Raw genomic sequence first — 23332 nt, forward strand, 5'->3', positions numbered from 1 at the left:
ACAAACCCATAACATCAATATCAGAAATTTTTAGGCATACACACATGTCAGATTTAGCAAAAAAGTTAACTCTAATTTTAATCGTAAGCAGTTCAGTAATTGCTTGTTCAAAAAAGGAAGAAGCGCCTGCAGGTGAGGCTGCAATGGCCACTGAAAGTGTTGCCGCAGCGCAAGATACATCTCAAAGTCAGACTGCAAAAAATCCTGCGCAATTGCTCAGTGATCAGCAAAGCACCCTAGAACAAAGCCGACAATTAGTAAAAACAGCTCAACTGCAATTTGAAGTCAAAGATGTTCAAAAAACGACGGCTATACTTGAACAGCAACTCCTCAAACAAAATGGCTATATCGAAGAAAAACAAGTGAATTATCAGGTTAGTGATAGTTCGCAGCGCGAACGTCTCGATGGTCATATAGATGTTTATGAAAAAATCATCCCTACCGTACAACTTACGATTCGTGTTCCAAATGAACAAGTTACTGCCTTTTTGAATAGTCTATTGCCTTTGATGCTCAACTTTAATAATCAAAGCTATGAAGCTAAGCGATATGAACTGAAACTGTTAGAAGAAAAACTTAATACAGCAAATCAAAGCCCTAGCACATCGAATACAGTCAATAATCAACTTCAACAATTGACTCAACTTGAAGTCAAAGATCGTTTGACTTACAGCACAATACGCATCGAATATTTTCAACAAGCACAAGTTCGCAAAACTCAAGATTTAAACATTCATCGTATTGCACATCTCGATAGCGAACCTTTAATGACTCGGATAGCCGATGCATTCAAAATTGGGCTTTCTTATTTTAAAGAAACTATTTTGTGGTTAATCCAATTCTGGGCATTTTTCCTTGTAATTGTTACAGTTTGGTGTATTCGTAAAGCCTATAAATCTAGAAAACAAAATAGCTAATTATTGATTTTTGATCAATAGTATTTTGCTTATTTACGCATTTTTACTCATGAATAGATTCTCTAAAATGCACTCAAGTTTTAGAAATCTATTTTTGAGTTTAATTTTATGAGCAATATTTTAATTATTAATGGTGCTAAACAATTCGCTCACTCGAATGGTGAATTGAATGACACCCTGACTGACTTTTCCGAATCACATCTAAAAGCTTTGGGTCATACAGTACAAGTGACACGTACCGACAGTGACTATGACATCCAAGCCGAAATTGAAAAATATTTATGGGCAGATGTAGTGATCTATCAAATGCCAGGCTGGTGGATGGGCGCGCCATGGACAATGAAAAAATACATTGATGATATTTTTACGATTGGTCATGGTTCACTCTATGCCAGTGATGGACGTAGCCGTTCTGATGCATCGAAAAAATATGGTTCAGGTGGCTTGCTCCAAGATAAAAAATACATGTTGTCGTTGACATGGAATGCACCAATTGAAGCGTTCACTGATCCAGATCAATTCTTTCACGGCGTTGGCGTTGATGGTGTGTATTTAGCTTTCCATAAAGCCAATCAATTCTTGGGTATGCAATCATTACCTACATTTATCGTGAATGATGTAATCAAAATGCCCGATGTACCAAGCTACATCGAAGCGTACAAAGCCCATTTAGATCAGCTTTTTACGACGGCCCATTAAGAGAGAAATCCTATGTTGACGATTATTGCAGAAATTCAGACACATGCAGGTGCAGAACATCGCCAAGCAGTTTTAGATGCTTTCCAAAAAATCATTCCAACTGTACTGGCAGAGGATGGTTGTCATGGCTATGCCCCATTGATTGATCACATGCCAGCGATTGCTATGCAGACGCAAGATGAAAATAGCATTGTGATGTTAGAAAAATGGCAAAGTACTGCTCATCTCGAAGCACATATGCAAACTGCGCATATGCAGCAGCATTTTGAAGCAACCAAAGACCATGTTGCTGATGTGAAAATCCGTATTCTAAACAGTGGGATTTAATAGATAAAACCATTAACCTAAGTTCGACATTAAATATAATCTTCAGAAATGCGTTCACTGAATATTTAAGCCGAACTTAGATAATAAATAAGCGAATCATTTTATTAATAATAATATTGTTTTAAATGGCGACTATATTCAGTTAAATAACACGCTAAGCCCTCTCGACGATCAGCTTTTTGCATTTCTTTAGCGGCTAATTGCTCAATTTTGATTTCCAATAAATTCAGAATCGCGGCTTGTTCCACTTCAGGAAGTTGGGCTTTTTCTTTCTGCTGTTTTTTAATTTCTAAATAATCCTCTGCCCAATGACGTAATGGATCATGCTCAGAGACTTGCGCAAATAAATCGGTAATCAATAATTCAGGCATGACTTCTTGGGTTGCTAACTCTGCCGACATCAAACCACGGATCGAATAAAATACTTTCTTATAAGTAAAATTATCCGCAGTTTGCATTACTTTCATGCCACCTTTTGCCAGTGATAGGTAGTGGTGATACAAGGCACTATAGTCGACTCGCTCAATCAGTCCATCGCGAAAGGTTTGCCATTCTGGAAAGGCATTAAAATAAACAATATGCGCTCGCACCCATTCCAGAACTGTTGGGTTACTTTTTGCCAATAAGCCAAACATTTTATCGAGATCATATGAAACGAAATCGAAATCCCCATCCATGATCTCAATCAAATCACGGTATTTTTTATAGTCAAAATATTGATCTTTGCTCGGCAAATGGAAGCCACGCACATCATAGTCACTGTCAGGGCTAGCCATACCCCATAAACGGCTGCCACTTTCGATATAAAATAATGGAATGTCTTGGCGCTTTTCAAAAAGTTGTTGGATATTTTTTTCGATGTTCATGTCTTTTCCTCTACAAACTCTATAATAAAATTTTCACCATCCCATAATTTAACTATTCCAACCCAATTGAGTTTTGCATTAAATGTATTCTTAAATTGACTTCCATCTATACCTTTTAAAATTTCTTCAAAATTTTTAGACAGCGTAATAATTGGACGAACTTTTAAATTTTTAAGATAAGCGATTTCAATATTTTTTCTAAACTCTTGATTTCCAAGCCCTGACCACCTTGATACTTTATCTTTATATATCTGTATACGACTTTCTTTATTAAATACTAATAGTGGCTGATGCCCCCAGATACTAACAACTAACTCATCTTTATCGTTAAATGCTGAAACAGACCACTGTATATTTTTTTGTTTTGCTCCAAACTTTTTAAATTCATCAGAAATACCCATAAATTTATAATCCTTCGTAAAAAAAGCGCATCTTTCGATACGCTTTTAACAGAAATTCTTTTTTTTAATCAAGCATTAAAGATCAAATAATTTACCTGGATTCATAATCCCATTCGGGTCAAACGCCAACTTCAATGCTTTCATATATTCAATTTCTTCAGGCGAACGTGAATATTCTAAATATGGTTTCTTAGTCATCCCTACACCATGCTCGGCAGAGATCGAACCATCATATTTTTTCACCGTCTCAAACACATATTTATTCACTACCTGACACTTCGCAAAAAACTCATCTTTAGTTAAGTTTTCAGGTTTTAAAATATTTAAGTGCAAGTTACCGTCACCAATATGACCGAACCAGCAGATTTCAAAGTCTGGATAGTTTTGTGAAACGATCGCATCAATTTCTGAGATAAACGCAGGTACATGCGTAATCAACACTGAAATGTCATTCTTATAAGGAATATACGGCGCAATCGATTCCGAAATATCTTCACGTAAACGCCATAAGCTTTGAGCTTGCTCTAAGCTTTGGCTCATTACGCCATCAATCACCCAACCTTGTTCCATACAATGCTCAAAAATCTGCATTGCCTTGTCCATGATCGGCTCATACGGCGCTTCAAATTCGAGTAATACATAAAATGGGCAAGTTGTTTCAAATGGACGTTGTACATGACCACGATCCAATACTTTTTGCATCGCCACTTCACCAAAGAATTCGAATGCAGTTAAGTCGATTTCTTTTTGGAAAGCATGTAATACAGGCATCACTGCTTCAAAGTCAGGCGTACCCAATACCATCACTTGTAGGTTTTGTGGTTGACGCTCAAGTTTAATTTCAGCTTCAGTGATTAAACCTAATGTACCTTCACCGCCGATAAATAAATGCTGTAAGGCATAGCCTGTCGCATTTTTAATCATGCCTTTGTTTAAACGTAAAATGTCACCTTTACCCGTCACAACTGTCAAACCAAGTACCCAATTACGCGTCATGCCATATTTAATGACCTTAATACCGCCCGCGTTTGTACCAATGTTTCCACCGATTTGACTTGAACCAGCTGAAGCGAAGTCCACTGGGTAATACATGCCTTGTTGTTCAGCATAATTTTGCAGTTGTTCAGTCACCACACCTGCTTGAACACGAACCATACGATCTGCTGGCAAAAATTCTAAGATTTGATTCATCTTGTCAAAGCTAATCACGATCTCGCCATTGTTCGCTACCGCACCAGCAGATAAACCTGTACGACCACCTGATGGCGTGATTGCCACTTTAAAACGGTTCGCCAGTTTTACAATCGACTGAACTTGTTCAGTGCTTGATGGAAAAACGATGACTGATGGGTTCGGATCAAAATGTTTAGTATGATCTCGCCCCCAATTTTCTAAACTGTCAGCATCGGTTTTAATACGGTTTTCACCTACAATTGCCGTCAATTGGGTCAATAATTCAGGTGTCAAAGCGACTGAAGCATTCATCGTTTACAGGCCTAGCAAGAAGTAAATATAGGGCTTTTGGATAACAACATAATATCTTTCAAAACCTTACAAAAAAAGGTCTGGAAACATCCAAAATATAGAAACGCTAGCGAAAGAATCAAACTTTCAATTGATCAGTTTGATTATCGTATTTCCTTATTTTACATGTAAGCAAGCGAGGGATAAAGCACAGGATGGCAATAGTGTCATAACAAAATGTGTATAAACCCTAAAATTCATTCGAAACTGAAAAAATTCTCAACATTTATGCTGAGCTAATTTTAAACGAAATATCTATATCTCAAAGCTCTATGCTATGATACTGCAACTAAATTTTGGCCTTTGTAGCGGAGCCGTAATGAGCCAACATCTATCACTACCTAAAGACAAAATCCGTTTCCTTTTGTTAGAAGGTGTGCACCAAAATGCCATCGATACATTAAACGCTGCGGGTTATACCAACATCGACTACCACAAAACTGCACTTGAAGGTGAAGCTTTAAAAGAAGCGATCAAAGATGCTCATTTTGTTGGTATTCGTTCGCGTACTCAATTGACTGAAGAAATCTTTGAAGCAGCGAATAAATTGATTGCGGTAGGTTGTTTCTGTATCGGTACCAACCAAGTCGATTTAAAAGCAGCGATGTCTCGTGGTATCCCTGTTTTCAACGCACCATATTCAAATACACGTTCGGTTGCAGAATTGGTTCTTGCCGAAGCAATTTTATTACTTCGTCGTGTACCTGAAAAATCAAAAGATACACATGCAGGCGGTTGGAACAAATCTGCAGTTGGTTCTTTTGAAACGCGTGGTAAGACTCTAGGTATTATTGGCTACGGTTCAATTGGTTCACAACTTTCAGTTTTAGCTGAAAGCTTAGGTATGAAAGTTTGCTATTATGATGCGGTAACTAAATTACCGTTAGGTAATGCACGCCAAGTGGGTTCATTGGATGAGCTTTTAGAAACTGCTGATGTAGTTTCTTTACACGTTCCAGATGTTCCTTCTACGCGTAACTTCTTCAAGAAAGAACAGTTCGCGAAAATGAAAGAAGGTTCGATCTTCATTAATGCTGCACGTGGTACATGTGTCATCATTGAAGATTTGGCAGATGCGATTAAATCTGGTCACATCGCTGGTGCAGCGGTCGACGTATTCCCGAAAGAGCCAAAAGCAAATGGTGAAGAATTCCAATCTCCACTTCGCGGCTTGGACAACGTGATTTTAACACCGCACGTGGGTGGTTCTACGATGGAAGCGCAAGCAAACATCGGTTTAGAAGTTGCTGAAAAATTCGTTGCGTATTCAGATAAAGGTATGACACTTTCTGCGGTGAACTTCCCAGAAATCGCATTACCACTTTCTGATGGTCAACATCGTTTACTTCACATCCACAAAAACGTTCCTGGTGTATTGTCTAAGATCAATACATTGTTCGCTGAACAAGGAATCAATATCTCTGGTCAATCTTTAATGACTAAAGGTGATATCGGTTACTTGGTAATGGATGTTGATGCTTCTGCATCTCAAGAAGCTTTGGATACTCTACATAATGTAGAAGGTACAATCCGAGTACGTGTATTGTTCTAATTTAGACAATTCACTCAAAAGCCACGGCACTTGCTGTGGCTTTTTTATTCGCATTTGAATTATTATGTGAATAATATACCAATTGTTCAAATAATAAGTTGCTTCTCTAATGTTAAAAACCCCACTTCATGCCTTATTGTTATTAATGATTGCCATGTTGTGTGTACAAGGAAGCGGTTCTTTAGCCAAAATTTTGTTCCAAAATTTTCCAGTCCTTACCGTATCAGCCATGCGTCTGTTTTTTGGTGCACTCATTTTAGCGGTAATTTTTAAAATTTGGACCATCAACTTCAAAGTGGTTCGTTGGAAAGCAATTCTCAGCTATGGTTTTGCACTTGCTGGAATGAACGCCCTGTTTTATTTATCACTAGAGCGTTTACCTTTGGGCTTAGCGGTTGCCTTTGAGTTTATCGGCCCTTTAAGTGTTGCACTATTTCACGCACGACAGCGCTATGATTTTATTTGGGTGGGTTGCGCCATTCTAGGTTTAGTATTGCTATTTCCTCTACAACAAGCACAACAACATTTAGATTTAGTCGGTGTATTTTTCGCTGTGGCTGCGGGTGCATGTTGGGCGCTATACATTATCGCAGGTCAAAAACCATCAGGTATTTCAGGTAATCATACCGTTTGTTTAGGCATGAGTATTGGTATGCTATGTTTATTACCTTTCGCCATCTTTTCAGGGGCGCTTGATCGTGTCATTGAATTGCCAAATATCTACTATTTTATTGGACTGGCAATCTTAGCAAGTGCATTGCCCTTTACTGTAGAAATGATCGCATTAAGAAGCCTAACTCCTTTAAGTTTTGGAACACTCATGAGTCTTGAACCTGCCGTAGCTGCATTATCAGGATTTATTTTTCTGGGTGAGACTTTATTGTGGAATCAATGGCTTGCGCTTGGCACGATTATCATCGCATCGATCGGTTGTACATTTACCACTCAACATGCTCGACAGCAAAAAGTGAATAAATAAAATGAAAGCGTTCCATCACGATGTACTGTCTTCATCTTATAATCAAACCACCTATTTTGTAGGTATTTTTTACTTTGCTTTTGTAGATCTTTCATGAAAAATATCCAGTTGGTCGCGGTGCTGTACATGGTTCTTTCCATGGTGTCTTATCAAATCAGCGCTTCATTTGCCAAACAACTTATTGCAACACTTGATCCACTGACCGTCACGATTCTACGACTCTGCTTTGCAACGATTTTGGTTGCGATCATGTTCCGCTCATGGAAAGTATTATCTAAGCTAAAGTATTTAAAATGGCGTGATTTATTACTTTATAGTGCATCCTTAGGTTGTATGAATATTTTGTTCTATACATCTTTAGGCAAACTACCTCAAGGGATTGCTGTAGGTCTAGAATTCATCGGTCCTTTAGGATTAGCATTACTATCAATCAAAAAGCGCAGTGATTATATTTGGGTGGTTTTTGCTATCTTAGGAATCGCATTAATGGTTCCTTGGCACGATGCGAACTCGGAAAATTTCTCCTATTTTGGAGCTGCTTGCGCTTTAAGTGCTGGACTCTTTTGGGCCTTGTATATTTATTTTGGGCATCGCGTGGTACAACAAAATATTGGGATGCATGCGCTTACTATTGCGATTGGTTTGTCTGCACTGACCTTATTACCATTCGGACTTTGGAACAACACGCCTGCCTTAATCGATACGCAATATTGGAGCAAAGCCCTAGTGATTGCAGTATTAGCCACCGCCATTCCCTATGCGCTTGATTTGATGGCATTGAAACGGTTAAGCAAACTCAGTTATGGAACACTGACGAGTCTTGCACCTGCTTTAGCAGCATTAGCAGGACTCTTCATACTGCATGAGCAAATTAGTTTGATTCAATGGATCGCTCTTCTTTGTATCATGATCGCATCAATTGGAGTGACCTTACGTGGTGAAAAATCACAACCACAGTAAGATCACTTCTTAAACTTTAAATAGAGAAAAATTAGGCATCTGAAATTTTATATTTTTTATATTCAGCTAGATATTTCTTACCTAATTTTTCCTTTTCACTATCTGCCAAAATTTTTCCTGCTTGTTGGAAAAACTTATGTTCCTCTTCTTTTAAATGATGATGCACCTTTTCACTTAATTGTTTTGCTGTTGCTAACCAACTCGGATTACTCATATCAGTTTCTTCTAATTTTTCAACCAGTTCATCCATTTCATGATGCTCAGATAAAGCATGGCGGGTAATGTCTAAACCCACATCATCAAACATTAGAGGAATATATAAATAACGGTCTTCGGCAACTGAATGCGCATAGAGTTCATTCTTAAGCTGTTTAAATAAATCTTCCCTTTCTTGAGTATGTCCGCTGGTCTGAATTAATCGTTCAGCTAAGTTACGTTGTTGTTCGTGGCTTTCTCTGAGTGCCTCAAATATATTCATTCTTTACCTCTGCGATGGCTAGCATAATCAACACTTACTTCAATTCTTATCTAGTTGATCTGTTTGGCTGAGCTTTCATATTAAAAAATGATACTTTTTTAAACAGCGATGTTTGCGTAGGTTTTTGTATGGAAAGTTTATTTTTATAGATTAAACTGCAACAAAAATTTGATAAGTCAACCGACAAATTAAAATACTGACCAAAATCAAAAATAAAATACGAATAAAACCACTACCGTATTTCAAAGCCAAACGTACACCCAATAATGAACCTGCAATATTGGCAGCCGCCATCATAAAACCAAGCTGAAAGAAGATATGCCCTGCGGGAATAAAAAAACTCAGTGCCGCCAGATTAGTCATAAAATTGCCAATCTTGGATAATGCAGAAGCATGTAAAAAATCGACTTGAAGAAAGCGAATAAAAAAGAAGATAAAGAAGCTACCTGTACCAGGACCAAAGATTCCATCATAGAAACCGATCGCTAAACTACCCAATGCGGCAAAAAATAATAATTTTGGTGTGATGTGTTGATCAACATGTACTTGCCCAAATTGCTTTTTCATAAAGGTATATATCGCGATCACAATCAGCATGACTAAGACAATCGGTCTTAATATATGAGTAGGCACCAATGAAACGCAGGCTGCACCTACATACGCACTGACAAAAGCAAAAATTGCGATCACCCATAATAATGACCACTGCAACTTTACTCGACGTACAAATGAAAAAGCTGCTGAACCCGTTCCAAAAATAGAGGCAAGTTTATTTGTTCCAAATAATGTTGCAGGAGCCGTTTGTGGTAATGCACCCATTAATGCTGGAATCTGAATTAACCCACCACCACCAACTGCCGCATCAATGGTTCCCGCATAGAATGCAAAGAACACTAGACTCAGAATCAGCTCCCATTCCATCAACACTAACTCTATAAATTCAACAAACGTTTTGGCACAAGACGCTTTTTATCTGTAATTTCAGCTAAGCCTAAACAACGCTCACCATCGAATACCAATACTTCAGCAGCAGCTTCGTGCTCAATATTACTTTCTTGACCATTACCAAAATATTTTTCACGCCCTTCGGGTAATTGAACCCGTGGAAAATGCTCAACAGGTGCATAAACAGGCAACAATAATGCATCCCGCTGTTCCTGAGTAAGCCCTTCTAAATATTCGATGGTATAACTTGGATTAATTTCAAAATGACCCGTTTGAGTACGATGTAATTTTGTTAAATGTCCACCGCAGCCCAAAGCTTCACCAATATCTTCACCTAACACTCGGATGTAAGTTCCTTTAGAACACGTCACATCTAAGGTCAAACTGTCTTCGGTAAAACTTAAAAGCTTGAGTTCATAAATAGTGACTGGACGCGCTTCACGCTCAATTTCAATTCCTTGGCGCGCTAACTCATACAAAGGGCGACCTTCTCGTTTCAGTGCCGAATACATCGGTGGCACTTGCTTGATATCACCACGCAACTGTTCTAGAACCTGTTCAATATTAGCTTCAGTTAATGCGGGCACATCTCTTTGTTGAAGAATTTCCCCTTCAACATCACCCGTAGCAGTTGTTTGTCCAAGTTTTACTGTTGTTTGATAACGCTTGGTAGAATCCAATAAATAATGCGAAAACTTGGTTGCCTCCCCTAAGCAAATCGGTAATAAACCTGTTGCAAGCGGATCTAAAGCACCTGTATGTCCTGCTTTCTGTGCATTAAAAAGTCGACGTACTTTTTGAAGTGCGGAATTGGAACTTAAACCCAAGGGCTTATTAAGCAAAAAAACACCACTCAGATGGCGATAAGAGCTTTTTTTCATAAATGAAAAGTCAAAGTATAAAACGGTATTTTATCAAAACTATTCATCGGATTTTTAAAAATTAAACGCTCAAAAAAACAACATTTATGATAAATTTATATTCGTTTCCGAAATTAAAAGCAAATGGATTATGCTTAATGAATAAAAATGGAAAAAAAATAGCATTATTATGTAGCTTATTGATCATTTCAGCAGTCACGCTGAGTGTATTGTATTGGTTATATCCAAATCAGTCTCAGCAATCACTTAACTCAACTGATGAATATAGCAACAACAGTAATCCATCACAGCTGCATAAGAGTCCAAAGAATATCAATCAACTCGATACTTCTTTTAATAGCACTAGCCAAATGGATACTGAGATTGACTGCAAATTACAATTCAATAGCGCTCAGCATTTAATTGTGAATGAACGCACGCGGAATTGTTTTGAGTATTTTATTTCTCAATACGGCGAGCGAAATATTGATGAAATTCGGCATAACTTTCAGCTTTATATCGCTAAAACATTTCAAGCTTCACAACAACAGCAGATTTTAGCCTTGTGGTCACGCTATGTAGATTATCGCAAAGAGCTGAGTAAGTTACAGGTGCATCAGCCTGCTCAGGAAAGCTATCAATATTTTCAAACTATTTTTAATTCGATGCATGATTTAAAGCAGCGTTTTTTTTCAAATACCGAAATTGAGGGACTGTTTGGATCAGAGGATATCTATCAACAATACACCCTTGATCGCATGAAAATTCTAGAAAATAACGGATTAGATGCATCAGCGAAAGCAAAACAACTACAACAACGTTTTGAGCAGCTTCCTCAAGATTGGCAAGATAACCTCAGAGATTTATCTAAGCTCGATGATTTACGTTCATTAACTGCACAAATCAAGGCCAGAAATGGTTCAGCGCAGGAACTTCGGGATATGCGGGTCAATCTGGTTGGAGAGGCTGCTACTCAGCGTTTAGAGCAGCTTGATCAACAACGATCTGATTGGAAACAGCGAGTTCAAGCCTATCTTGATGAGCGTAAAACCATTGTAGATAGCAATATGAGCACTTCAGCCAAGGATCAAGCCATTCAACAGCTCAAACAACAACAGTTCCAGTCTCCACAGGAACAGCAACGTCTACAAACATTTGAAACGGTTCATGACCAAGGAGGCACCTTACCTTTTAGCAACTAGGAACACGTAATACAAGACATTGAAATAATGCGATTTAGCAAGGATGCAATGTCAGTTCACAAGAACATCAAGACCCTGATGAAAACAAAAATCGAGAGAAATATCATGCAAAAACTAATCCGCTGTCTTGCACTATCCATGATAGCAATGGGCGTATCAACAAGCTACGCATCAAACGCAACACAAGTTACAGGTACGGCCTCCTCTACTTATGCAAAAACCAAATACCCGATGGTCTTTGTACATGGTGTCGCAGGTTTTTCACGTGTAGGAAGTGATCCTCTAGGCGTTGATTACTGGCATCAAATCCTACCTGACCTTGCTCGTAATGGTGCAAATGTCTGGGCGACACGACTTTCACCTTTTAACTCAAATGAAATTCGTGGTGAACAACTTGCGCAACAAGTTGAAGAAATTATTGCAATTACTGGGCAACCTAAAGTTAATTTAATTGGTCATAGCCAAGGCGGTCCAACGATCCGTTACGTGGCTGGCATTATGCCAAATAAAGTTGCATCATTAACCAGTGTAAGTGGCACTCATAAGGGTTCACCTGTCGCTAGTTTAATTATGAATGTAGATGGTACTATCTTAGGTACAGCTGGCTCTGCCGTCGTGAACTTTTTCTCAGGAGCGATTACATGGTCACAAGGACTTGATCCAAAAAGCTATCCTCACGATGCTTTAGCCGCTGGACGTAGTATTTCGGTAGAAGGTTCAACCCAATTCAATACACGATTCCCAATGGGCGTACCAACTACAACATGTGGCGAAGGTAATTATCAAGAGAAAGGAATATATATGTATTCATTCTCAGGGACTCAAGCCGTCACAAACATTCTTGACCCTCTTGATCTCCTATTTGCAGGTACGAGCCTAATTGTCGATATTAAAGGAGATAATGATGGTATGGTCAGCCGTTGTAGCGCTAAGTTTGGACGTACAATTAGAGATAATCTCCCTTGGAATCATGCAGATGAGGTGAATCAGGTTTTAGGTTTGAAATCACTGTTTGCACCTAATCCAATTGATATTTATCGTCAACATGCCAATCGACTAAAATTACAAGGACTATAGAGCAGACATAAAAAAATGCGCCAAAGGCGCATTTTTTTGCTTTACAACAAAGTTAAAATTAACCTTGTTTACGAGCTGGTAACTTTTCACGAATACGTGCAGCTTTACCAGACAACTCGCGTAGGTAGTAAAGTTTAGCGCGACGAACGTCACCACGACGTTTCACTTCGATTTTAGCGACGATTGGAGAGTGAGTTTGGAAAACACGCTCAACACCAACACCGCTAGAGATTTTACGAACTGTGAAAGCAGAGTTTAAACCACGGTTTTTCTTCGCGATTACAACACCTTCAAATGCTTGAAGACGCTCACGATCACCCTCTTTTACTTTAACTTGAACGATAACAGTGTCACCAGGAGCAAAAGCAGGGATATCAGTTTTTAACTGTGCATTTTCAACAGCTTGAACTAAAGGATGTTTACCACTCATTGTGGAATCTCCAATATTTGCGGGAGAGAAGAGGTCTCTTACACCGCTGAGGATAGAGGCTAAAACGCATATCGCTCGTTTAACTTTCCCTTTAAAGCAAAATTACCCTAAAGAGCCTATTTTCAACTTAAACTCAGTTTAAGTAGTAACTCGAAGCAAAGCTTCTCGTCTGTTGCAAACACAAACTTCTAACAGTTTAGTCTTGCGAATTTTTAAGCCATTTTTTTTGCTGTTTAGTCAACTCAACTTTTTCCACCAACTCTGGTCGTCGATCTAAAGTACGCTGATAACGCTGCAAAAAACGCCATTTTTCGATATTGGCATGATGTCCTGATTTAAGTACCTCAGGCACATCCAACCCTTCAAAATGGTCAGGTTTTGTATATTGCGGACAGTCTAATAAACCATCCACAAAAGAATCTTGGATCGCTGATTGCTCGTCAGACATGACATTCGGCAAACGGCGAATAATACTATCAAGCAACACCATCGCAGGTAGTTCACCACCAGATAATACGTAATCCCCAATTGACCACTCTTGATCAACATAATGCTGGATTAAGCGTTCATCAACCCCTTCATAACGCCCACACAATACAATCAAACCATCATAATCAACGAATTGTTGTACTGCCTGCTCATTTAAGGTTTTCCCTTGCGGTGACATATACACCACTGGCGCATGAACACAGCCTGCTTGCACTGCAAGTTGTTTGGCATGGTTAATCGCTTTTGCCAAAGGCTCAGCCATCATCACCATACCAGGACCACCACCGAAAGGACGTTCATCCACTCGTTTGTAGTTGCCCTCGGCAAAATCTCGTGGATTAATGCAAGTCACTTGCACGATGTCACGCTTTGCTGCACGCCCGCTAATTCCGTGCGCTGTAATCGCTTCAAACATTTCAGGAAATAATGTGATGACTGCAAAAAACACCGCAGACTCCTTTATTTTCCTGCTGCGCTACTATTCCAAAAAGGATTAGTAGTCTACGCCCCAATTGACGTAAATACGACCAGCTTCAAGATCAACGCGTTGTACCACATCTTTATGCCAAGGAATCATTCGCTCTTCAGCATCAATACTATCAGGTGTCGCTTTCACGACCATGACATCATTAGCACCAGTTTCAAACAGTTCGTAGATTTGACCGAGATTCACTTCTTGTTCTTCATCATCAAGACCTAACACTGTTAGACCTTTAAGATCAGACCAGTAATACTCGTCTACATCTGCTTTAGGAAGCTGAGATTTGGCAATCCAGATATTTGCACCAACTAAGTTTTCTGCACCTGTGCGATCATTCACGCCTTTTAATGCAACAACCAAGCCTTTGCCATGTGGTTTCCAACGTTTTACATCTATGGTTTGCCAACCTGCCTTAGTCTCGATGTACCAAGGAAGGTAGTCAAACATATTACTCATAGGTTCAGTATTTGAGTAAACCCAGAGCCACCCATTCAATCCATACGCTGAACGTAACTGTCCAATCTGAATTCGATCTTCTGGCACATTCTGTGTTGATGTCATGGGCTACCTACGACAATTATGCAGTAGTTGCAGCTTTTTTAGCTTGAGCAGCTAAAGAAGCAACGCGATCTGAAGGTTGAGCACCTTGAGCAACCCAATGAGCAAAACGGTCAGCATCTAAACGAACTTTTTCAGCTTTACCTTGTGCAGTTGGGTTAAAGAAACCAATACGCTCGATGAAACGACCATCACGTGCATTGCGGCTATCAGTTACAATGATTTGATAGAATGGACGTTTTTTTGCACCACCGCGCGCTAAACGAATAACAACCATGAGAACAACCTTATAATTTTTACGGATTATCCCTGCGCCGACCATCGGCAACACTTCAAACCCCTTTCATAGAGGGCGATATTTTACGTTATATTTGAGGCGAAATAAAGCTTAAATTTAAGTTATCCACAGTTTTGAATTTATAAGACCTAAAAGTAAAAAGAGCATCTAATGATGCTCTTTGGTTTTGTTTTCAATAGTTAAATATCAATCGTCCCATTTGGATGTCGCATTCAAGGTACACGCCGTAGCACCCTTTGCCCAAAATTTTTGACCTTGATCATTTAGGCAAATAACGCCATTTCCCGCTTGTGCAGTGCTAGCTCTTGGCGTCGCCACCAACAACCATGTGCGTACTTTTGCACCTGTACCAGTTAACGCTGTACCATCCACATCGGTTAGTGCGATATCATACAAAGGATTCGTTCTAGGAATGGTTGTTGCACCATAGATATTCATGGCAGTACGGCCAGCAAATGTTTGATTCGCCATTTTATAAGTTGTTAAATGGTGAGCAATAGTCATCATTTCTTTTTGAGCATCTGCACGATTAACTCTGACTTTATATTGCCCATAGGCTGGATAAGCAATAGCAGCTAAGATACCGATAATCGCAACGACAATCATTAATTCTATAAGCGTAAAGCCTCGTTGATTTAATATTACCAATTTTCGCCTCCCACTCCACATTCCCACATTTTCGTTGTTGTATTAAATTGAATGTTAGCTGATGTTTTATTTTTACAACGTAACCCCGTACTCGTCATTAATAAATTATAGCTTCTTGCATCTGCAGCTGTTGCTCTCATTGCCCAACCACGCGCTCGAATTACAGGAGGTACAGTTGCATCTGTTAATAATAAGCTTGGCGCCTCTGCATCGCGAATTGTGATCGTATACTTAATGGCTCCACCTGCCGCGCCTCTTGGTAAAGTGACTGATGTCATCGCACCAGATACGCCATATATAAAGTTCGGATCAAAATCTCTATAGGTGAAATTTTTGGCTTTATGACGTTCTAATTGCTCAGCAATTTTTTGCATTTCTTGCTGTGCCAAAGACTCGCTCGACCGCCTTGTATATGCTTGATAACTAGGAAATGCAATTGCAGCAATAATTGCAATAATTGCAACCACAATCATAAGCTCAATTAAGGTAAAACCTCGCGTTGGCTTCCCCAAACGACTGTTACAAGTCGTTGGAGAAACTACACAAGCGTGCTGTTTAATTATTTTTTCCATTTTTCGTACCATCGAGTTGGATTAATGGTAGGGATACATTGCCAACGTCCAGACCCAGCAGAGTTACCAGCAATGGTAAAGTCAGGACATGATCCCGCTGTTGACTCTTCCACTGGTGCCGGTGTAATACCTACAATCCCGCTACCTAGTGTTTTATCATTACATTCGGTCACACCAGCTGGACAGCCTGTAGTTTTGGTTTGGAACCCAGTGTCCGCTTCTGCAGTGGTATTGACTGTACCAGTTGTAGTTAGACATGCCCCAAATGGTAGGCAATAACGTTGACGGTTGGTTTCACCGACTACACGTGGCAAACATGGGTTTTGTGGCGCAATACCTGTACCTTGTGGGTCATAAACTGGAATAATCAAGTTCCCAGTTAAAGCAATCGGCTCCTCGAATGCTTTCATACCACCCGCAACACGAAAACCACTTGTTGTGCGCTCTACACCCGCACTGTTACTAGATAGTGAACGATACCAACCATTTTTGGTGGCAGATGCGCCAATAAACACATCTGGAACATTTCCTGCCAACAACTGTGGATTTATTTGCATGGTTTGCAAATCCACATTTTGAGTCGATAAGGTTGGTGTACCCGTAATCAAGTCACGTTTAATGAAATCGCGATCAATCACACCATATACATTATTGACTAGACGATCATTCAATGCGCTCGTTGGCAACATACCATCACGACCTATTGTAGGCGTAACATCTAATGGCGTACTACGGTTACCCGATGCCAAACCAATCAACATGAAGGTAGTTGAACCTTGGTCATGAATGGTTACCGTTGGTGCTTCATAAAAACGTGGGTTTTTACCATCCGCCAACGCAGCTCCAGCTGTAGTCGTTGCTAAGTTTGCTAAGCGCACAACACGTTTACCAAAGTTTGCCGTTGTAGTACCTGCAGTGTTATTAAGGTCTGCACGGAATACTTGACCGCCTAAATCACCAAAGTACAGATGATCGACCAAACCATCACTATCACGATCAATCGTACTGATTCGACTTACAATACTGTGAGTCATGTTGGCGTTATTTGTGCTTGCTCCTGTACTACTTGCCCACCACAAACGCGCCCCTGTATCAGCATCGATTACATATACTGCATTACCTTGCGCTTCGGATTTGTTATTACACGTAGTATCTGGAAAATCAGTATTTGCAACTGTAGAACCTAGACTGAAACGTGGGTTTTCATAACATTGGTCATAGCCACCACCCACAATCATCACACGCTTAATCGCATCACCATAACGAATGTTGGCAAGCACAGGTTTAGACCAAGACTGTCCCATACGGCTAAAGTCTGATTGATCGCGACCCACTCTAAACAAGAATTTAGGTGTATCTGGGTCAAGCACATCTAAACCATAATAGCTTTCGCCACCCATGCGCAAGCCACCATATACATTCATTTTTCGTGCTTTAACCACACTGTCGGTACTTGGAGAACTTGATTTTTGTGCAGTGTATAAAGAGTCGGCAACCCATGCGCCATCTAAACCTGCTTGAGGTGCGTTAATATCAGCCTCACCTTTTACTAAGGCTTTAGATGCAACACTATTACGAAGCAATTCAGATGGTACAAACACCATTTGCTCTTTACCAGTTTCGCTGTCGACAATATGCAAGCCGCCTTCCATCGTACCATATAAAATAGATTGACTACGGGTGCTGGTTAAATTACCCGAAGCATCTAAAGTACCCGAATAAGTCAACTGCACTGGGAAAGAATGAATACTACCACCCATTGCAACATGTGGTGCTGGCGAAAGCGCAAGTGTAGTTGGCAATGCCGTTGCAGTTGCATCTAACGATACGCTATAACCCAAATAGTTCAACAATTTTTGCTTAGCCAACAATGGCATGTCTTGTAAGGTGGTTTGGTTACCAAACTTACCCAACACATAAGCTGGAACACCTGTGGCTGGCAAAGGACCTTCAGGTATACGCAACAAGCTTGCACCATTGCCTGCACCCGCTAAAGTTGCACCACCAGTTGCTGATACATCTGTATAGAGTTTACGCAGTGCATCTGGTGCTGCTGCAAACTCATATTGTTTAGGTGTAACTGTAAGATTTTCGGTTTGACCACTAATTGGCATTGGTAAGCGCGAATATGCACCACCTAAACCAATAATACCGCCGTCGTTATAACTTCTATTGTTATACACCGCGATACTATTCCACAGGTCTTTGGTACCCGCTCTAAATGAACCATCGGTATTATAAACTAGGGTACTGCCATCCGCTGCACCAAATGCACCAGCATTTGCACCAGAGGTCAATACTTTATAGCGTTTTAAGTTACCTGCCCAAACCAACTTACCGCCTTGTGGGTCTGGCTCTAAAGCACGTAAATAACCATAAGGCTGAAAACCTGATGGGCTCAAGGCATCTGAAGGTACAGAAATAGCACCAGTAGTTAATGGCGCAAGTGGTGCTGCACCTAAGTTGTCAATAAAAGCAATAACACTGGCTGTTACTCCTTGTGCACTTTGGGTAGTAAAGAAGCCACCATTACCATAACCAGGACTGGCTAGAGCATGCGTAGTTGGCTGCCCAGGTGAACAAGTGTCATTACCGTTACGGTCCGCTTGGGTACGCGAGCTTAGTTTACAAGCTTGTTGTACATGCGGCTGCGCCATAGCATTAAAGTCATTACCAAAACCGACAAAGGCGGTTTGAATCGATACTCCTGCAGGGTTGGTGGTTCTATCAAATAGTTTCTTAGCAAACTCCCCCATACAGTGCCATGCAGACTCCCCATCGGGCGCAAGATTAGTTAGCCCCCCTGATGAAGGACAACTAAAGCCAGAACCAGAGCTACCAAGCGCAGCAGACATAATAGCTGTAGAACGAGCGGTAGAAGATCTATTTGCTTCACCATCCGACAAAATATAAACACCCTGTCCATCGCAACTTACACGATCCGCAGCAGCTGGCAATGGCGAAATATAGTTTGTACCTGACTTAGAACTTGCAACCGAATCAGCAAAACCACTATCGGCATTCGCACCTAATTGAATTTCATTTCTATAAGAATAAATAACACCAGATTGTGTATCCGTACCGTCGCCCGCAAAATCAGATGGCTCTACCGAGCCTAAATTCGTCCAGTAAGTTGCATTTGTACTGGTACGTTGGCTATTAGTTCCAGACCCACAATATTGAACGCCATTAGGAAAATCTGTAGTTCGCCAACTCACACATTGATAATAAGTATCAATAGGTTGCGTGATTGTCGTAGGCGTTGCTGTATTTCCTGAAAAGCCCTGATATTGATAACATAGATCGTTCGATGCATTTAAATACGGATAAGAACTATTTGTACAAACTTTAGAGACATTTGCTGCACGATAATTACTCGATGGGTTATTGTCATTAACTTGACCATCTATATAGCATCTTTTCCTATTCGTACCAGAACTCGTGCCTATATTTCTGAATGCAGGGGCACCCACAGGTGGACAACTATAAGCATCCGAGGCACTTTGATTTCCTCCTCCAAAACCCGTATTGTACTGATAACAAGTATTATTGTCTGGATTTAAATGAGGTCGTGTACTATCTTGACATTCATAACGCACAAACTCTTGTGTTGTTACTCTTTTATATAAATCTTTTTTTATTATCGCCTCACTTCGTGTAGTTGTCCCCATTAAATACGCCGCAGCTTCGGCATAAGCATGTGCTGTTGGAGTATAACCACTTGCAGTCAGCCCATCGACCGCAGTTCTTAAAGTGCTACGTTGTGCGGAGCCGACAACCCCCAATGGTGCAGCAGGGACTAAAATTTTCCCTCGCCTATCTCCCAAAGAGTAATGCCCCAAACCAACACTAACATTCGACAAAGTAGCATCGTTACTATCTAAAAAAGCATTCATACCCGCTTTTAAACGAGCTAAACGTGTCCCTGTTTGCCCAGTATCTGTACCCCCCATCGAACCAGATGTATCCAACATCATGACAATGGTTTTTTTACCTGCCGTTGGTACCGCATAAATTTGCAGATCGCTTGCTTGCGCAACTGAAGAAGCAACAAGCAACGTAGCTGTAAATGCCCAAGCAAATGAGACACCATACTTATATTGGTGAATATTTATTTTAGGACTTTGTAGCCTTTGGTTTTTCATCTTAATTCTCCCCAATTATGTTGGTGCGCTAACCTGAACAAAACGCGTTTTCAAATCAATTTCTTGAATTTGCGTATTTACAGGTATGCCATATTCCGTCAAACAATCTGCCATAGTTTTTTTGGTGCGCAACCCTGCATCAGCGTTGTCATTGATATATCCCACCGCACTGCCATTACCAATACACTCACGTTGCACATCTGCCAAATCGGCACTCGAATAATTCGGTAAAATCGCAGTCGCTGTGACACGCACCCGACCATCCACCTTACCTTGTTGAACATTGGAACCACCGCTTGCATCTGTACCACGGTCTAAGTCCGAACCTGGTGCGGCATCCGTATTTGGCCCTACAATATACTTAATAGCCACTTGAGTGACTACGGCTTCGCGCGCGCTACCAAAGTCTTGTTCCAAATCACAAAAGCCACTACGGTTAGTTTCAGTCGTATCAACACTAGCCTTAGTATTATCGCCATCTGTTGCTGCAGGCGGAATCAATACCGTCATATCCAAAGCACTACTCACATTTAAAGCAGCCGTAGGGCGATAACAAAACACATACTCACGTCCATGACTTAAAGGATCTTTTTGATCGCTAATGACCTTGCCAATCACATTAGTCACCGAAGTTAAATCTTTATATGTCGTTCTATTTAATAAAATATTGGTTGGTGTATCACCCGTCTGCATCAATAACTGACCAATTTGACTGTTCGTTGCAATATTTAATGTGGTCATGGCAACTCGAATCGCCAAGACACCGACAATCGTAATTACGAGCAACATAATTAACACTACGATTAGCGTAGCACCGCGTTGTTGGCGTTGGAGTGTATGCATTTTTTTCATTACTTTTCCCCCAAACCATTTCTAAACGTCACAGTTGTACTATAGACGCGTCGTGCAAACCTATTTGTTGTATCAGTCAACGTAACACTTTGATTTAGAATATTAATATTTCCCGTTAAATTAATATCATTATTCCGTGTATTATCTGTCGAACGCACCAATACTGCGGTTTTCACCGAAATAATACGAGGTGGCTCCGCCAATGCTGTACGAGCTGCCGCAGCAACAGTTCGATATTGATTAATCGTATAGTAAGCCATGTTGCCCGCTGCATTTCTAACACCTAACTGAACAGCGAATTGATCTACACGAGGCATGATGAGCTCACCTGCCCCACCAAAACCAGAAATTGTTGTCGGCTCCGCAACTGGTGTAGTACCTGTTGGAGTAGGTGTGTTCGCATCACATGCCAAACCATAGTCCGTTCCTGTGGTCGCTGTCGCAACTGCACGCCGAACAAAGTAACGCTGAATAACATAATCACCTGCTTGAACATTTGCACCCTCGCAATTCACCATGGCGTTTGGTGCAACAAATTGAATCGTCAGCTGATCACTTGCAAGATTTACATTTGATAGCCCTTGCCATTCATTTTGCGTTGAGCTTACTGACTCACCCGTTCCCACACTATGACTTAATAAGCCAGTGGAAATATATGGAGCCGCTGCTGGGATTGGTATATTTGCATCCGTTACCGTTGCAGTTCGTGCAGTTAACACCACCCCCCCCCAAGGGGTTTGCTCATTTAAATTAGGAAAATCAGTATTAATATAATTTGTAAGTCGTAAATCTCTCGCAACATAATCCAAACCAAACACACCACTATTTTGTAGTTCCGCATTTGCTTGTTGCATTTTTGAGGTCAATAGACCACCTAAGAAGAGTTGTATTGCCGCAGCTGTTATCAACAACCCCAGTGCCAAAGCCACCATTAATTCAATGAGCGTAAAGCCCGCTTGCGAACCAAAACCAACCTTATGCTTTTTAAATGGAGTTTTCATTAATATGCCTCCATCATTAAACAATTCGATCCATTAATATAAACACCCGATGTATTCATGCAATTACTTACATCAGCTGTTGTACTCGTCGCACTCAAAGTCGTATTTCCCCAAGCAGCATATATACATTGCCGCTGAATCGGCGCCGAACCAACACCCGGACAACTCGTCATCGTAATATTCATTCCAATATCAAAAGCAGCTCGAGCAGCCATAAATGCATCGAACTGCGCCATTTGAGCTGGTGTACATAAATTGTTTGAACATGATGGAGAGGGTGCTGTAGGTGCAGCAGTAATATTAGTATAACCACGGACTGCGGCTGGGTAGTTTGTTTGCGCCGCTGGATTGGCCCGCATATTCTCAGCCAACGTGCGTGCAATTAACATCCCTTGCGAACGCGACAAGGCCTCACTAGAGGCATCCACAGCACGAATTTGCAAGATGCTATAACCCAAAACACCAACAGCTAATAGCAAAAGTGCAACGAGCACTTCTATTAGCCCCACACCTTGTTGAGATTGATGAGATTTCATTAGCACGTCCCCGAAGCTTGACTAATAATTCCTAGTCTTGTAACCGTAATAGTTTTCTGCTTCCCTGATTTACAAAAATTAAATGTTTGTGGCGTGCTTGGGCTTATACTTCCAATGTCACTAAATAAAACTGATGTTGCACTTGTAGACTCAACCCTTACCCCTGCATCTAATTGCACAGAAATAATTCTACTTTTCAAAACTTCCTCTTTCTGCGCTGTAGTCAAAACAGGCACCACAGGTGGCCCAGGATTAGTTGCTGTATATTCAGGTATCGTCGCCGTTGCACATTCATCTTTAGTAAAATCATTATCTGTCTGCGTCTTGCTCAAACACAAACCCACTGTTGTTTTCATTAATGCCGCCTGCGATTTAGCCTGATTAATTGCCATCACCAATTCACGTGCCGAACTATTAATTTTTTGTTCTGAAATTAAACTCCTAAAAGACGGCGCAGCCATTGACGCAATAATCGCCATAATCGCAATCGTCACCATCAATTCTATTAAGGTGAATCCTCGATTTTTCCCCATCG

25 protein-coding genes are annotated in these 23332 nt (G+C 40.5%); 8 read left to right on the forward strand and 17 right to left on the reverse strand.

Annotation, left to right across the window (positions count from 1 at the left end):
- The first annotated feature begins 44 nt into the window (after nt 1–44).
- From F908_RS01550 to F908_RS01560, 3 genes are all read left to right on the forward strand, one after another.
- A complete protein-coding gene (locus F908_RS01550; protein WP_005156452.1) occupies nt 45–917 on the forward strand; it encodes a DUF4349 domain-containing protein in 873 nt (290 codons plus the stop codon).
- A gap of 108 nt (nt 918–1025) precedes the next feature.
- Nucleotides 1026–1616 carry an NAD(P)H-dependent oxidoreductase gene (locus F908_RS01555; protein ID WP_005156454.1) on the forward strand — a complete coding sequence of 197 codons (591 nt, stop codon included), beginning with the start codon at nt 1026–1028 and terminating at the stop codon, nt 1614–1616.
- A gap of 12 nt (nt 1617–1628) precedes the next feature.
- Nucleotides 1629–1943, forward strand: coding sequence for a putative quinol monooxygenase (locus F908_RS01560; RefSeq protein ID WP_005156462.1), 315 nt, complete (start codon nt 1629–1631; stop codon nt 1941–1943).
- 104 nt (nt 1944–2047) lie between these two features.
- Here F908_RS01560 and F908_RS01565 read toward each other — a convergent pair whose 3' ends face one another.
- The 3 genes from F908_RS01565 to F908_RS01575 all read right to left on the reverse strand — a co-directional run bounded on the left by F908_RS01565 (nt 2048) and on the right by F908_RS01575 (nt 4695).
- The gene (locus F908_RS01565; RefSeq protein ID WP_005156475.1) at nt 2048–2809 is read right to left on the reverse strand and encodes a nucleotidyltransferase domain-containing protein; all 762 of its coding nucleotides are present in this window, start codon (nt 2807–2809) and stop codon (nt 2048–2050) included.
- On the reverse strand, nt 2806–3210 hold the full coding sequence (locus F908_RS01570) for a hypothetical protein (RefSeq protein ID WP_005156476.1): 405 nt from the start codon (nt 3208–3210) through the stop codon (nt 2806–2808). Before F908_RS01570 ends, F908_RS01565 begins: the two co-directional genes overlap by 4 nt.
- A gap of 75 nt (nt 3211–3285) precedes the next feature.
- The gene (locus F908_RS01575; RefSeq protein ID WP_005156477.1) at nt 3286–4695 is read right to left on the reverse strand and encodes an FAD-binding oxidoreductase; all 1410 of its coding nucleotides are present in this window, start codon (nt 4693–4695) and stop codon (nt 3286–3288) included.
- Between the two features lie 358 nt (nt 4696–5053).
- Here F908_RS01575 and serA point away from each other — a divergent pair, with 358 nt between their 5' ends.
- The 3 genes from serA (at nt 5054) to F908_RS01590 (ending at nt 8225) form a co-directional block, all read left to right on the forward strand.
- Nucleotides 5054–6286 carry a phosphoglycerate dehydrogenase gene (gene serA / locus F908_RS01580; protein WP_005156478.1) on the forward strand — a complete coding sequence of 411 codons (1233 nt, stop codon included), beginning with the start codon at nt 5054–5056 and terminating at the stop codon, nt 6284–6286.
- 109 nt (nt 6287–6395) lie between these two features.
- Nucleotides 6396–7265: an EamA family transporter gene (locus F908_RS01585; RefSeq protein WP_005156479.1), complete on the forward strand. Its 870-nt coding sequence runs from the start codon at nt 6396–6398 to the stop codon at nt 7263–7265.
- 93 nt (nt 7266–7358) lie between these two features.
- Nucleotides 7359–8225 carry an EamA family transporter gene (locus tag F908_RS01590; RefSeq protein WP_005156480.1) on the forward strand — a complete coding sequence of 289 codons (867 nt, stop codon included), beginning with the start codon at nt 7359–7361 and terminating at the stop codon, nt 8223–8225.
- Between the two features lie 31 nt (nt 8226–8256).
- Here the strand turns inward: F908_RS01590 and F908_RS01595 are convergent, their stop codons facing one another.
- From F908_RS01595 to truB, 3 genes are all read right to left on the reverse strand, one after another.
- On the reverse strand, nt 8257–8703 hold the full coding sequence (locus tag F908_RS01595) for a hemerythrin domain-containing protein (RefSeq protein WP_005156482.1): 447 nt from the start codon (nt 8701–8703) through the stop codon (nt 8257–8259).
- Nucleotides 8704–8853: 150 nt separating this feature from the next.
- On the reverse strand, nt 8854–9624 hold the full coding sequence (locus F908_RS01600) for a sulfite exporter TauE/SafE family protein (protein WP_005156485.1): 771 nt from the start codon (nt 9622–9624) through the stop codon (nt 8854–8856).
- A gap of 11 nt (nt 9625–9635) precedes the next feature.
- Nucleotides 9636–10529 (reverse strand): tRNA pseudouridine(55) synthase TruB, encoded by an 894-nt coding sequence (truB, locus tag F908_RS01605; RefSeq protein WP_005156489.1) that lies wholly within the window; start codon nt 10527–10529, stop codon nt 9636–9638.
- 137 nt (nt 10530–10666) lie between these two features.
- On the opposite strand from truB, the gene F908_RS01610 reads away from it, so the two are divergent.
- Both F908_RS01610 and F908_RS01615 read left to right on the forward strand, forming a co-directional pair.
- Nucleotides 10667–11710 carry a lipase secretion chaperone gene (locus F908_RS01610; RefSeq protein ID WP_005156492.1) on the forward strand — a complete coding sequence of 348 codons (1044 nt, stop codon included), beginning with the start codon at nt 10667–10669 and terminating at the stop codon, nt 11708–11710.
- A 105-nt stretch (nt 11711–11815) separates the two neighbouring features.
- A complete protein-coding gene (locus F908_RS01615) occupies nt 11816–12787 on the forward strand; it encodes a lipase family alpha/beta hydrolase (RefSeq protein ID WP_005156495.1) in 972 nt (323 codons plus the stop codon).
- Between the two features lie 58 nt (nt 12788–12845).
- Here the strand turns inward: F908_RS01615 and rplS are convergent, their stop codons facing one another.
- From rplS to F908_RS01670, 11 genes are all read right to left on the reverse strand, one after another.
- Entirely contained in the window at nt 12846–13217 is a 372-nt protein-coding gene (rplS, locus tag F908_RS01620) for a 50S ribosomal protein L19 (protein WP_004660214.1), read from the reverse strand.
- 196 nt (nt 13218–13413) lie between these two features.
- Entirely contained in the window at nt 13414–14154 is a 741-nt protein-coding gene (gene trmD / locus F908_RS01625) for a tRNA (guanosine(37)-N1)-methyltransferase TrmD (protein ID WP_005156498.1), read from the reverse strand.
- 45 nt (nt 14155–14199) lie between these two features.
- Entirely contained in the window at nt 14200–14748 is a 549-nt protein-coding gene (rimM, locus tag F908_RS01630) for a ribosome maturation factor RimM (protein ID WP_005156501.1), read from the reverse strand.
- Between the two features lie 16 nt (nt 14749–14764).
- Nucleotides 14765–15022, reverse strand: coding sequence for a 30S ribosomal protein S16 (rpsP, locus tag F908_RS01635; protein WP_004660208.1), 258 nt, complete (start codon nt 15020–15022; stop codon nt 14765–14767).
- A gap of 207 nt (nt 15023–15229) precedes the next feature.
- The gene (locus F908_RS01640) at nt 15230–15685 is read right to left on the reverse strand and encodes a type IV pilin protein (RefSeq protein ID WP_034602582.1); all 456 of its coding nucleotides are present in this window, start codon (nt 15683–15685) and stop codon (nt 15230–15232) included.
- A complete protein-coding gene (locus F908_RS01645; RefSeq protein WP_416201902.1) occupies nt 15685–16164 on the reverse strand; it encodes a type IV pilin protein in 480 nt (159 codons plus the stop codon). Before F908_RS01645 ends, F908_RS01640 begins: the two co-directional genes overlap by 1 nt.
- 86 nt (nt 16165–16250) lie before the next feature.
- Entirely contained in the window at nt 16251–20408 is a 4158-nt protein-coding gene (locus F908_RS01650; RefSeq protein WP_005156504.1) for a vWA domain-containing protein, read from the reverse strand.
- 15 nt (nt 20409–20423) lie between these two features.
- Nucleotides 20424–21260, reverse strand: a complete 837-nt coding sequence (locus tag F908_RS01655; protein ID WP_005156505.1) for a PilX N-terminal domain-containing pilus assembly protein — start codon at nt 21258–21260, stop codon at nt 20424–20426.
- Nucleotides 21260–22261, reverse strand: coding sequence for a PilW family protein (locus F908_RS01660; protein WP_005156506.1), 1002 nt, complete (start codon nt 22259–22261; stop codon nt 21260–21262). Before F908_RS01660 ends, F908_RS01655 begins: the two co-directional genes overlap by 1 nt.
- Nucleotides 22261–22797, reverse strand: coding sequence for a type IV pilus modification protein PilV (gene pilV, locus F908_RS01665; RefSeq protein WP_005156508.1), 537 nt, complete (start codon nt 22795–22797; stop codon nt 22261–22263). Before pilV ends, F908_RS01660 begins: the two co-directional genes overlap by 1 nt.
- On the reverse strand, nt 22797–23330 hold the full coding sequence (locus F908_RS01670; protein ID WP_005156510.1) for a pilus assembly FimT family protein: 534 nt from the start codon (nt 23328–23330) through the stop codon (nt 22797–22799). Before F908_RS01670 ends, pilV begins: the two co-directional genes overlap by 1 nt.
- Between the last annotated feature and the right edge of the window lie 2 nt (nt 23331–23332).

It is taken from the genome of Acinetobacter sp. NIPH 284 (genome assembly GCF_000369425.1).
GTDB lineage: Bacteria > Pseudomonadota > Gammaproteobacteria > Pseudomonadales > Moraxellaceae > Acinetobacter.